The 11,526-nt window shown below is 71.2% G+C and carries 10 protein-coding genes and 2 pseudogenes; 7 read left to right on the forward strand and 5 right to left on the reverse strand.

What is annotated here, in order from left to right:
• Positions 1 to 38: 38 nt before the first annotated feature.
• Positions 39 to 989, reverse strand: a complete 951-nt coding sequence (locus tag FFT21_RS06150; RefSeq protein WP_225978126.1) for a threonine ammonia-lyase — start codon at positions 987 to 989, stop codon at positions 39 to 41.
• Positions 990 to 1,486: 497 nt separating this feature from the next.
• Positions 1,487 to 2,203: a lipase family protein gene (locus FFT21_RS06155; protein WP_137812795.1), complete on the reverse strand. Its 717-nt coding sequence runs from the start codon at positions 2,201 to 2,203 to the stop codon at positions 1,487 to 1,489.
• A 169-nt stretch (positions 2,204 to 2,372) separates the two neighbouring features.
• Between FFT21_RS06155 and FFT21_RS06160 the strand changes: the two genes are divergently transcribed.
• A complete protein-coding gene (locus tag FFT21_RS06160) occupies positions 2,373 to 3,362 on the forward strand; it encodes a pirin family protein (protein ID WP_137812796.1) in 990 nt (329 codons plus the stop codon).
• On the opposite strand, the gene FFT21_RS06165 is transcribed toward FFT21_RS06160, so the two are convergent.
• The 3 genes and pseudogenes from FFT21_RS06165 to cysD form a co-directional block, all read right to left on the reverse strand.
• Entirely contained in the window at positions 3,359 to 4,108 is a 750-nt protein-coding gene (locus tag FFT21_RS06165) for a 3'(2'),5'-bisphosphate nucleotidase CysQ (protein WP_137812797.1), read from the reverse strand. The genes FFT21_RS06160 and FFT21_RS06165 overlap by 4 nt on opposite strands.
• Positions 4,105 to 5,925 carry an adenylyl-sulfate kinase gene (gene cysC / locus FFT21_RS06170; protein WP_137812798.1) on the reverse strand — a complete coding sequence of 607 codons (1,821 nt, stop codon included), beginning with the start codon at positions 5,923 to 5,925 and terminating at the stop codon, positions 4,105 to 4,107. The genes FFT21_RS06165 and cysC overlap by 4 nt, the downstream gene beginning before the upstream one ends.
• Positions 5,925 to 6,893, reverse strand: a pseudogene (cysD, locus tag FFT21_RS06175) (sulfate adenylyltransferase subunit CysD); the annotation flags it as partial. The pseudogene cysD and the gene cysC, both read right to left, overlap by 1 nt.
• Before the next feature lie 55 nt (positions 6,894 to 6,948).
• Here cysD and FFT21_RS06180 point away from each other — a divergent pair.
• The 6 genes and pseudogenes from FFT21_RS06180 (at position 6,949) to FFT21_RS29090 (ending at position 11,507) form a co-directional block, all read left to right on the forward strand.
• The gene (locus FFT21_RS06180; RefSeq protein ID WP_137812800.1) at positions 6,949 to 7,428 is read left to right on the forward strand and encodes a nuclear transport factor 2 family protein; all 480 of its coding nucleotides are present in this window, start codon (positions 6,949 to 6,951) and stop codon (positions 7,426 to 7,428) included.
• A gap of 43 nt (positions 7,429 to 7,471) precedes the next feature.
• Positions 7,472 to 8,641, forward strand: coding sequence for a DUF1214 domain-containing protein (locus FFT21_RS06185; protein WP_137812801.1), 1,170 nt, complete (start codon positions 7,472 to 7,474; stop codon positions 8,639 to 8,641).
• Positions 8,638 to 9,420: an SDR family oxidoreductase gene (locus tag FFT21_RS06190; protein ID WP_137812802.1), complete on the forward strand. Its 783-nt coding sequence runs from the start codon at positions 8,638 to 8,640 to the stop codon at positions 9,418 to 9,420. Before FFT21_RS06185 ends, FFT21_RS06190 begins: the two co-directional genes overlap by 4 nt.
• 178 nt (positions 9,421 to 9,598) lie before the next feature.
• Complete coding sequence (locus FFT21_RS06195; RefSeq protein ID WP_137812803.1) at positions 9,599 to 10,759, forward strand: sulfotransferase family protein; 1,161 nt, start codon at positions 9,599 to 9,601, stop codon at positions 10,757 to 10,759.
• 263 nt (positions 10,760 to 11,022) lie between these two features.
• A pseudogene (locus FFT21_RS06200) lies at positions 11,023 to 11,310 on the forward strand (hypothetical protein); the annotation flags it as partial.
• Positions 11,311 to 11,336: 26 nt separating this feature from the next.
• On the forward strand, positions 11,337 to 11,507 hold the full coding sequence (locus FFT21_RS29090; RefSeq protein ID WP_192909420.1) for a hypothetical protein: 171 nt from the start codon (positions 11,337 to 11,339) through the stop codon (positions 11,505 to 11,507).
• The last annotated feature ends 19 nt before the right edge of the window (positions 11,508 to 11,526 follow it).

Genomic DNA, 11,526 nt, shown 5'->3' on the forward strand with positions numbered 1-11,526 from the left:
CTCCACAAGGCAAGAAGGTGCTGCGGGCTGATCGGTGGTCAGCGCGCCAGGATGTCGGCGGCCAACGCCGGGTCGATATTTCCGCCCGACAGGATCGCCACCGCCGGCCCCCCGTCCGACCACCGGACGCGCCCGTGCAGCGCCGCGGCCACCGCGACCGCCCCGGAGGGCTCGACGATCTGCTTCGCACCGACAGTCAACTGCCGCAGCGCGTCGACGATCTCCTCGTCGGTGACCGTGACGATATCGTCCACCAGGCTCCGGATATGCTGCCACGGCAGTTTTCCGAGGCTTGCCGCCCGCAAACCGTCGGCCACGGTGCGGTAGGTGTCCTTCTCCGGCCACCGGACGAGGCGCCCACTCCGGAAGCTCTCCGCGGCGTCGCCGGCGAGCGCCGGTTCGGCACCGATCACCCGCGCGGTGGGCCGCAGGGCCTTGACCGCGGTGGCCACCCCGCTGATCAGCCCGCCCCCGCTGACCGGAACGAACACCGTGGCCAACTCGGGTACCTGTTCGACCAGCTCACGACCCAGGCTTGCGTGCCCGGCGATCACCGCCCGGGAGTCGAAAGGGTGGACGAAGGCGGCCCCGGTTCGCTCCACGAGCCGCATCGGGTAGTGATCCCGGTCTTCGGGGGACACCAGCTCGACCGTGGCGCCCAGCGCGCGTACCGCGTCCACCTTGGTCCGCGGTGCGGTCGTCGGCATCACCACGGTCGCGGAAACCCCGAACACCTTGGCGGCGTAGGCGACCGCCTGGCCGTGGTTTCCGCTGGAAAACGCCACCACCCCGGTGTGGCGGGCCTGCGGCAGGATCTGGTGAACGGCGTGCAGCGCGCCCCGAATCTTGAAGGAACCCAACACCTGCGTGTTCTCGGCCTTCAGCAGAAGTTGGGCGTCCTGCGGTATCGGACTGAATGGAATTACTGGCGTTCGACGAACGACGGAGCGGATACATCGTAATGCCTCTGTCGCTTCGTCGATCGTCACAAGACGGTCATCCAAAAGAATCCCCCAGTGGACCCTTGGCTCGTAGCCGACCGCCCCCGCGACCGGCTTGCTCGAAACATTAGCCACCCGGTCAGTGCCGCATGACCTCCATCGGGGTGAACTGTTTCAGAACCCGGGACATCTTGACCATATTTCGACCCTATACTAAGATGCTGCGCCCCGCCGAATTGGCTCGCCGGAAGTCCGCCAAACGGAGCAAAACGCCTATCGAAAGCAGTACTTCCGCGCCGCACGCACGCCCATGCGGACCCAAAAAGTGGTGACTTGTTGTGACGAAGACCGCCGCCGACGCTACTCCATCAGACGGTCGTGTCGGCGACGCTGATCACCAAGCGACACAGCGAGCGCACCCCGGCGCTGCCGCGCGTGACCCGACTGTGATCAGGTGAGGGTGAGCGCACCCGGCCGTGGACGCACGTGTCGAGCGGACCGAACCGGCCGCCGGCCCGGTGCGCGGGTGCGGGGCCGCGCCGGGTTCAGCCGGCGGCCACGGCCTCCACCATCCGGGCGATGAGGGTGGCCGCCTTCTCCGGCTCGGTCAGCATCGCCAGATGGTCGGCATCCCACCGGTCGACCAGCCAGCCAAGCTGCTCCGCCCGCCGCGCCGCGGCCTCGTACGGCTCGCTCAGCCGCAGGTAGCCGCAGCCGCTCGCGGGCGGCCACGCGGCGGCACTCGGCGCCGCCTCCTCGAAGTAGTCCAGCGGGATCTCCGGAAGCTCCGCCACGAACCGGCCGCGCAGGTCGGCCTGCGGCAGCAACGCCGCCACCGCGCTGGCCGGAAACCATTCGTTCCACGGCGGCAGCCGTCCCTCGCGGACCAGGCGGGACAGTTCGGCGCGCTGCTCCACGGGCGCGATGTCCCACCAGCTCGCGCCGGCGTACGGCAACATCGCGTCGACGAACACGGCGGCGGTCGCCCTGCCGGCCAGGGCGTCGGCCACGCCGGGCAGCAGCGCCCCCGCCGCGCTGTGGGCGACCAGCACCACCTGACCTGCCGGATGGGCGCTGTCCACGGCCCGGGCCGCGGCTTTCGCGAGCCTGGCGTGGTACGGCGGACCGCCCGCGACCACACCCGCCAGCGAGGGCACCACGACGGGGTAGCCAAGCCGCCGCAGCCGCGCCGCGGTCGGGGTCCACGTCAGCGGACCGACGAGCGGGCTGTGCACCAACGCCAGGGCCGGCGGGGCGGTCATGTACCGATGATTGCGCACCCTGCCGTGTCCCCGCGCGCACCAGGTGGGCGAGCCGTTCCGGCCAGCGGCAGGCGGTACGGCGCCAGGTCCGGCGGCACCACACCACCGTCCGGGAAGAAAACCGCCCGGCGGCGTTGTTTACCATTCAACCAGTCAGTGGAGGTGCCTGATGCCAGCCGTGACCGTTGCCGACCTGACCGACCTGGCCCGCATCCCCGAGCCGCCGGCGGGCAGCCCCGAGCGCCCGATCGCCTCGGTGACCGATGCCCCGTCGGGCCTGGAGGGTGAGGGCTTCCCGGTCCGCCGTGCCTTCGCCGGCGTCGACCTTCGGCTGCTCGACCCGTTCATCCACATGGACCAGATGGGTGAGGTCGAGTACGCACCGGGCGAGCCCAGGGGCACGGCCTGGCACCCGCACCGCGGCTTCGAGACCGTCACCTACATGATCGACGGGACCTTCGAGCACGCCGACTCCAACGGCGGCGGCGGGGTGATCACCAACGGCGACACCCAGTGGATGACGGCCGGCGGCGGCATCCTGCACATCGAGAAGCCGCCCGAGGCGCTGGTCACCTCCGGCGGCCTGTTCCACGGGCTCCAGCTGTGGGTGAACCTGCCGCGCACGCTCAAGTTCGCTCCCCCGCGCTACCAGGACCTGCGCGGCCACGAGTCGACCCTGCTCAGCAGCGCCGATGGCGGGGCGCTGGTGCGGGTGATCGCCGGCGAGATCGCCGGGCACACCGGTCCCGGGTCCACCCACACGCCGATGATCATGCTGCACGCCACGCTGAGCCCGGGCGCCCGGCTGCGGCTGCCCTGGCGGCGCGACTTCAACGCCCTGGCCTACGTGCTGAACGGGAACGGCACGGTGGGCGTGGAGGGCCGGCCGGTACACACCGGTCAACTCACCGTGTTCGGCCCGGGCGGTGACACGATCACCCTCGGCGGTGCGGCCCACCAGGAGTCCCGCAGCCCGAACCTGGACGTGGTCCTGCTCGGTGGCGCGCCGATCCGAGAGCCGGTCGCCTGGGCCGGGCCGTTCGTGATGAACACCCGCGCCGAGGTGATCCAGGCGTTCGAGGACTACCAGGCCGGCCGGCTGGGCACCGTCCCGGCCGAGCACATGCCGCACGGCTCGGTCGGCGGCAGCACGGCCTAAACCGTGCGGAGCGCGGCGAGTAGCCGCTCGGCCAGGTCGGGCCGGCAGATCAGCAGGTCCGGCAGGTACGGTCGGGGCTGGTTGTAGCGCAGCGGTGCGCCGTCGATGCGGGACGCATGCAGCCCGGCGGCGAGCGCGACGCCGACCGGCGCGGCGGAGTCCCACTCGTACTGGCCGCCCGCGTGCACGTAGGCGTCGGCCTCGCCGCGCAGCACCGCCATGGCCTTGGCGCCGGCCGAGCCCATGGTGTGCACCTCGCCGCCGACGTCCGCGGCGAGCGCGCCGATGAACGCGGGTGGCCGGGTGTCGCTGACCAGCAGCCGCGGCCGGTCCCGTGGTGCGCCGCCGGCCCGCCACGGGGCGCCCTCGCCGGTGTAGACCTCACCACGGGCGGGCTGGGCGACCGCGGCGGCGGTGAGGCCGCGCCCGGACTGCCACAGCGCGACATGCACCGCCCAGTCGGCCCGGCCGGGGATGCCGAACTCGCGCGTCCCGTCGAGCGGGTCCACGATCCACACCCGGTCCGCCGCCAGCCGGGCCGGGTCGTCCGCGGACTCCTCGGAGAGCACCGCGTCGCCGGGCCGCTCCTCGGCCAGCCGCTCCAGCAGGAACGCGTTCGACGCCGCGTCGCCGCGCCGGCCGAGCAGCTTCGGATCGTCGCCGGTCCACTCGGCACGCAGGGCGAGCAGCAACCGCCCGGCCCCCTCGGCGAGTCGCGCGGCAAGACGGGTGTCAGCGGCGTTCACCGGTCGAGAAAGGCGAGCACGCGGCCGGCCATCGTCGCCGGGTCCCCGTCCTCGGGACGGAGCACCACCTCGGCCGAGCGCGGCGCCTCGTAGGGGTCGTCCACCCCGGTGAATCCGGTGATCTCACCGGCCCGCGCCCGGGCGTACATGCCCTTCGGGTCGCGGGCCTCGCAGACCTCGATCGGCGTGTCGACGAAGACCTCCACGAACGGCAGGCCGGCGGCCTGGTGCGCCGCCCGCACTCGATCACGGTCGGCCCGGTAAGGGCTGATCAGCGATACTACCGCCACCACTCCGGCGTCAGCGAGGAGCTTCGCCACCTCACCCGTCCGGCGCACGTTCTCCGCCCGGTCGGCGGCCGAGAAACCGAGATCCGCGTTCAGGCCGTGCCGCAGGTTGTCGCCGTCCAGCAGGTAGGCGGGCCGGCCAGCGGCGACCAGCCGCCGCTCCACCTCGACCGCGACGCTGGACTTGCCCGACGCGGACAGCCCGGTCAACCACACGGTCAGCCCTCGGGTGGCCCGGTCGTCCCGGCCGACCGCGGCCGCGTGCCAGACGACGTTCGCCGCGGGCAGCACCGGGCCGATGATCATGCCGGCGGCCACGGTGTTGTTGGTGGCCTCGTCGACGAGGATGAAGCTGCCGGTGGTGCGGTTCCGGCGGTAGGAGTCGAACAGTAACTGCTGCTGGGTGCGCAGCCGGATGCGGCCGATCTCGTTGAGCGACAACGAGTGCGCGGACGTGTCGCGGTGCAGCGTGTTGACGTCCAGCCGGTAGTCGACGTCCCGCACCACGGCCCGGGTGCTGCGGGTGGTGTGCTGGACGACGTACCGGCTGCCGGGGGTGAGCGTGGACCGCTCGGTGAGCCAGCAGACCATGGCGTCGACGTCCTGGCCGACGTGCGGCCGGTTGCCCCGCCGGCAGATCAGGTCGCCGCGGCCGACGTCGAGGTCGTCGGCCAGCCGCACGGTGACCGCCTGCGGCGGGAACGCCTCGTCAACCGGCTCGCCGCCGGGCGCGTGGATGGCGGACACCGTCGAGGTGAACCCGGAGGGCAGCACCACCACCTCGTCGCCCGGCTTGAACACCCCGCCGGCCACCGTGCCCGCGTAGCCGCGGAAGTCCCGGCCGCGGACGACGTACTGCACCGGGAGGCGGGCGTCGATGAGGTTGCCGTCCGAGGCGACGTGCACCTCCTCCAGGTGGTGCAGCAACGAGGTGCCCTCGTACCACGGCATGTTCGTGGTCCGGTGCACCACGTTGTCCCCGTGCAGCGCGGAGATCGGCACGAAGGTCAGGTCCGGCACGTTCAGCTTCATGGCGAACCGGCGGAACTCCTCGCGGATCTCCGCGAACCGCTGCTCGGACCAGCCGACCAGGTCCATCTTGTTCACGCACAGCACGAGGTGCTGGATGCCGAGCAGGCTGGCCAGGAACGCGTGCCGCCGGGACTGCTCGACCACGCCCCGGCGCGCGTCGACGAGGACCAGCGCCAGGTCGGCGGTGGACGCCCCGGTGACCATGTTGCGGGTGTACTGGATGTGGCCCGGGGTGTCGGCGATGATGAACTTCCGCCGTGGTGTGGCGAAGTAGCGGTGCGCCACGTCGATGGTGATGCCCTGCTCGCGCTCGGCGCGCAACCCGTCGGTGAGCAGCGCCAGGTTCGGGTAGTCCTCGCCGCGGTCCCGGCTGGTCCGCTCCACCGCGGCCAGCTGGTCCTCGAACAGCGCCTTCGAGTCGTACAGTAGCCGTCCGATCAAAGTGGACTTTCCGTCGTCCACGCCGCCCGCGGTGGCGAGGCGAAGCAACTGGCCCATCAGAAGTAGCCTTCCTTCTTCCGGTCCTCCATGCCCGCCTCAGAGATGCGGTCGTCGGCGCGGGTGGCGCCGCGCTCGGTGATCCGCGTGCTGGCGATCTCGGCGACCACCTCGTCCGGGGTGGCGGCGGTGGACTCCACGCAGCCGGTGCAGGTGGCGTCGCCGACGGTGCGGAATCGCACCAGGGCATCGAACGGCCGCTCGCCCTCGGCGAGGGTGACGAACCGGGTGTGCGCGAGCAGCATGCCGTCCCGCTCGAACACCGGCCGCCGGTGCGCGTAGTAGAGCGGCGGGAGTTCGATGCGTTCGTCCCGGATGTACTGCCAGATGTCCAGTTCGGTCCAGTTGGACAGCGGGAAGACGCGGATGTGCTCGCCCCTGCGGTGCCGGCCGTTGTACAGGTTCCACAGCTCGGGCCGCTGGTTGCGGGGGTCCCACTGGCCGAAGGAGTCGCGGAAGCTGAACACCCGCTCCTTGGCCCGCGCCTTCTCCTCGTCCCGCCGGGCACCACCGAACACCGCGTCGAAGCCGTGCGTCTCGATGGCCCGCAGCAGGGTGGTGGTCTGCAGCCGGTTGCGGCTCGCCTTCGGCCCGGTCTCCTCCACCACCCGGCCGGCGTCGATGTCGTCCTGCACGCGCGCGACGACCAGCCGCACGCCGAGCCGCCGCACCGTCCGGTCGCGGAACTCGACGACCTCGTCGAAGTTGTGCCCGGTGTCCACGTGCAGCACCGGGAACGGCAGCGGCGCCGGCCAGAACGCCCTGGCGGCGACGTGCAGCATCACCACGGAGTCCTTGCCGCCGGAGAAGAGCAGCACCGGCCGTTCGAAGGTGGCCGCCACCTCGCGGAAGATGTGCACGGCCTCGGCTTCGAGCATCCGCAGATGGCTCAGTTCATAGGTCGCGGTCACGGTCGAATCCCGCCCTTCACTCGGAGCGAAAGTAGAACGGGTTCTTGCACGATGGTCAAGCCGGGAGGAAGCTGACCCGCAGGTATTCCCCCGACCGAGGGAGGGACGAGCGGTGGACCTGGTGACCATCGAGGAGATCCGCCAACTCAAGTACCGCTACCTGCGGAACCTGGACCTCAAGCGGTGGGACGACTTCGCCGACACGCTCACCCCGGACGTCACCGCGAGCTACGGGGAGAACCTCTCCTTCGGCAGCCGGGACGAGGTGGTGGCGTTCATGCGGGAGATGCTCGGACCGGCGATCATCACCGTGCACCACTGCCACCACCCGGAGATCGAGGTGGACGGCGACCGCGCCGCCGGGATCTGGCACCTGGACGACACGGTGATCATCACCGAGCACCGGATGCTGCTCCGCGGCGCCGCGTTCTACGAGGACAGCTACGTTCGCTGCGACGACGGCCGGTGGCGGATCAGCAAGACCGGCTACCGGCGCACCTACGAGGCCACGCTCTCGCTGGACGACGTGCCCAGCTTCCAGTTGACCGCCAACCGGTGGGTCGAACCCGCGACGCAGCCGGCCGCGGAATAGTCCGGCGTTGACCACCACGTAGAACAAGTTCTAGTCTGGCCTGGTGCTGACCCAGCCATTCGCCGACGCGATCGCCGAGGCCGAGAAGATCATCACCAGCGCGCCGCACGTCCAGGGCGAGCAGGACCTCGTCGAGGGCTACGACTACCTCGCCGGCAGCATCCGCGCGTCGATCCAGATGGCCTGGGCGTACGAGCGGGACTTCCCGTTCTTCGTGCAGTCCACCGGCCCGTACACCAAGATGGGCCTGGACAACCCGGACACCCTGTACTTCCACGCCCACCTGCGGGACGACGCGGAGTACGTGGTGACCGGGAAGCGCGGCACCACCCGCGACCTCAGTTTCCAGGTGCTGAACGGCGACTACTCCCCGGTGGACGTGCCGGACAGCCTGTCCGCGTTCGACGACCGCACCCTGGAGATCGCCGAGGACGGCGGCTTCCAGGTCCGTTTCGGCCCGGAGAAGTCGGGTGTCGGGCCGAACTACTTCCCGCTCGGCAGGGGTTCGGCCATGCTCATCGTCCGCGAGGTCTACAGCGACTGGTCCACCGAGCGGCGCGGCATGATCCGCATCCACCGCGCGGACCGGGTGGGCGCCGCCCCTCCCCCGCTGGCCCGCGACACGCTGACCAAGCGCTACGGCGTGGCCGGCAAGATCCTGATCAGCCGGCTGAAGACGTTCCTCGCCTTTCCCGAGTGGTTCTACCTCAGGCTGCCGGTGAACACGATGACCGAGCCGCGGCCCACGCCCGGCGGGCTGGCCACCCAGTTCTCCTCGGTCGGCCACTACGACCTGGACGACGAGCAGGTCATGGTGGTGACCGTGCCCGCGTCGGACGCGCCGTACCAGGGCTTCCAACTGGGCAGCATGTGGTACCTGTCGCTGGACTACATCAACCACCAGACCAGCCTCACCGCGGACCAGGCCCGCATCGACCCGGACGGGAAGATCCGCTACGTGATCAGCGAGCGGAACCCCGGCGTGACGAACTGGCTGGAGCGCACCGGTCACCGCCGCGGCTACCTGCAGATCCGCTGGCAGCGGCTGTCCCGCGAACTCAAGCCGGCGGACGGGCCGGAGGTCGAGGTGATGGACCTCGCCGAGTTGCCCCGGCGGCTGCCGTACTACGAGCAGGCGCGGATCACGCCGGAGGAGTACGCCGCCCGGATCGCCGAGCGGCAGGCCGCGGTCGCCACCCGGATGCTGGGATGAACGCGCTCCTGCACGACAGGGTCGTCGTGGTCTCCGGGGTCGGCCCGGGGCTGGGCCGGGCCATCGCCGTGCGCAGCGCGCTGGCCGGGGCGGACGTCGTGCTCGCCGCGCGCACCGAGTCCCGGCTGACCGAGGTGGCCAAGGAGGTCACCGAACTCGGCCGGCGCGCGGTCACCGTGCCCACCGACATCACCGACGACGACGCGGCCGCCCACCTGGTCCAGGCCGGCCTCAAGGCGTTCGGCCGGGTGGACACCCTGGTCAACAACGCCTTCGCGATCCCGCCGCTGACCGACCTGGCCGACGCCGACCTGGACCGCATCCGGCAGGCCTTCGAGACCAACGTGCTGGCCGCGCTGCGGCTGACCCGGCTGTTCAGCCCGGCGCTGGAAGAAGCCGGCGGCTCCGTCGTGATGATCAACTCGTCGGTGCTGCGGCACTCCCGGCGCACCTTCGGCGCGTACAAGATGAGCAAGGCCAGCCTGCTCGCGCTCGCGCAGAGCCTGTCCACCGAACTCGGTCCGCGCGGCATCCGGGTCAACTCGGTGGCCCCCGGCTACATCTGGGCCGATTCACTGAAGTGGTACTTCGACTACCTCGCCAGCGAGCGCGGCGTGCCGCCCCGGCAGGTCTACGAGGAGACCGCGGCCACCATCGACCTGCGCAGGCTGCCGGAAGCGGAGGAGATCGCCGACGCCGTGGTGTTCCTCGCCTCCGACCTGGCCCGCGCGATCACCGGTCACTGCCTCGACGTCAACGGCGGCGAGTTCCACCACTGAGGAGTCTCCATGATCGTGCCAGCTCGCGGCACCGAAGCGACCACAGAGCGCGCTCCGGCCGCCAGGCCGCACGATCCCGAAGGCAGGGCACCCCTTCGCAGCATGTCGGTGGCGCACGCGAGCTGTGCCCTGCCGACGGGATCGTGGGCGCGCGGACTCGCGTGGAAGGAACTGCACGATGGGCACCGGTAGGGACAGCGTCGGCACCGTGGACGACCTGCACGCCTCGGCCACCAGGATCACCGGGCTGGACGACTTCGGCACGGACCACTACCGCGACGGGCTGGCCGTGCTGCTGGAGTCCTACGCGCGGGACGCCGGGCTGACTCCACCGGGCAACAAGGTGAAGCGGGCGTTCCTGCGCGGCGCGCTGGTGGCCCGGCTGCTCAGTGAGGCGGCGTGGAAGCAGTACCCGGAGCACGCCGACGTGCGCATCGAGCGCCCGATCTTCGTCACCGGGCTGCCCCGTACCGGCACCACCGCGCTGCACCGGCTGCTCGCCGCCGACCCGGCGCACCAGGGCCTGGAGGTGTGGCTGACCGAGGTGCCGCAACCCCGGCCGCCGCGCGAGAGCTGGGCGGACAATCCGGTGTTCCAACGCATCCAGGCCGGCTACGAGCAGCACCACGTGAACCATCCGGAGTTCATGGGCGTGCACCACATGTCCGCCGAGGCGGTCGAGGAATGCTGGCAGTTGCTGCGCCAGTCGATGCGGTCGATCTCCTACGAGTGCCTGGCCCACCTGCCCACCTACTCCGCGTGGCTGGCCGGGCAGGACTGGGCCGAGGCCTACCGCAGGCACCGGCGCAACCTCCAGCTCATCGGCCTGCCGGACGCCGATCGCCGGTGGGTGCTGAAGAACCCCAGCCACCTGTTCGCGCTGGACGCCCTCTTCGCCGTCTACCCGGACGCCCTGGTGATCCAGACGCACCGATCGCCGCGCACCGCGATCGCCTCGGTGTGCAGCCTGGCCGCGCAGGCCACCGAGGGCTGGTCGGAGACCTTCCGTGGCGCGGTGATCGGCCGGGACCAGCTCGAGCTGTGGGCGCGCGGCCTGGCGACGTTCACCGAGGACCGGGCCCGGCTGAACCCGGCGCAGTTCTTCGACGTGCGCTACGAGGACTTCGTCGCCGATCCGCTGGGCACCGTGGAGGCGATCTACGCGTACTTCGGGCTGCCGCTGACCGGCGAGGCGCGGCACGCGATGCGCGCGCTGCACGCGGAGAGCACCTCGGGCGCGACCCGGCCGGCGCACCGCTACCGGCTCGCCGACTTCGGGCTCACCGCCGAGCAGGTCGATGAGCGGTTCGCCGACTACCTGCCCACGCTGGCCGGCTGAGCCAAGTACCGGGTTTCGCCAGGTCACCGCGTGCGCCTTCGGCGGGCCGGACCACTGCTCACTGTTCATGACCACCGCCCGGGCCGGCGTCTCCGCTCCGGAGCCGGCGGCCGGTGCGCTGTTCCACCTTCGGCCGGGGGCGCGGCCGTTCGCGGGAAATCTCACCGGCTGACCACCCAGGTTGACCTGCGATCGACCGCGAACCCAGTGTCATGGCCAGAATCTCGAATATCGTCTGAAATCTCGTACATCCGGAGAAGGACTTGGAACGAACGAGGAGCTTCCTGCGCTCGCTGGGACTGCCCGGCGGCGACCCGAGCGAGGCGCCCACGAGCACGAAGCGGTTCCCGGACGGCGCCCAGTTCCGGGTGGAGATCCCCAGTGTCGAGGGCCCCGAAGCGCTGGATGCGGTGCTCGACGAGGCGGACGCGCGCGGTGTGCTGGTGCACCGGGTGTCCTAGGGCAGCGGCGGGATGCTGCTCACCGGGCGGGAACTGGACGCCATGGCCCGCGCCGCGGCCGCCCGCCAGGTCGAGGTGAGCCTGTTCGCAACGGAACGCACCTCACCCCGTCCGCGGTGGCGCTGTCCCGGGAACGGGTGCGCCGCGCCGAGATCGGGCTCGAACTGCTGCGCCGGTGCGCGCCGGACGCGGCTGGCTCGATGCCCGCGGCGGCCGACCTGACGGTTCCTGAAGTGTCCGATGTGGACGATCGGGGGCGATGCGGTGAGGATCACCCAGCCTCTTGACACGCCTGGGCGCAGTGGC

The organism is Gandjariella thermophila, from assembly GCF_005405885.1.
GTDB lineage: Bacteria > Actinomycetota > Actinomycetes > Mycobacteriales > Pseudonocardiaceae > Gandjariella > Gandjariella thermophila.

What these genes read in the sequence shown, in the direction of transcription:
- FFT21_RS06155 (WP_137812795.1), bottom strand. Translation starts at nt 2,203, where the DNA reads ATGACCGCCCCGCCGGCCCTGGCGTTGGTGCACAGCCCGCTCGTCGGT.
- FFT21_RS06160 (WP_137812796.1), top strand. Translation starts at nt 2,373, where the DNA reads ATGCCAGCCGTGACCGTTGCCGACCTGACCGACCTGGCCCGCATCCCC.
- cysC (WP_137812798.1), bottom strand. Translation starts at nt 5,925, where the DNA reads ATGGGCCAGTTGCTTCGCCTCGCCACCGCGGGCGGCGTGGACGACGGA.
- FFT21_RS06190 (WP_137812802.1), top strand. Translation starts at nt 8,638, where the DNA reads ATGAACGCGCTCCTGCACGACAGGGTCGTCGTGGTCTCCGGGGTCGGC.
- FFT21_RS06195 (WP_137812803.1), top strand. Translation starts at nt 9,599, where the DNA reads ATGGGCACCGGTAGGGACAGCGTCGGCACCGTGGACGACCTGCACGCC.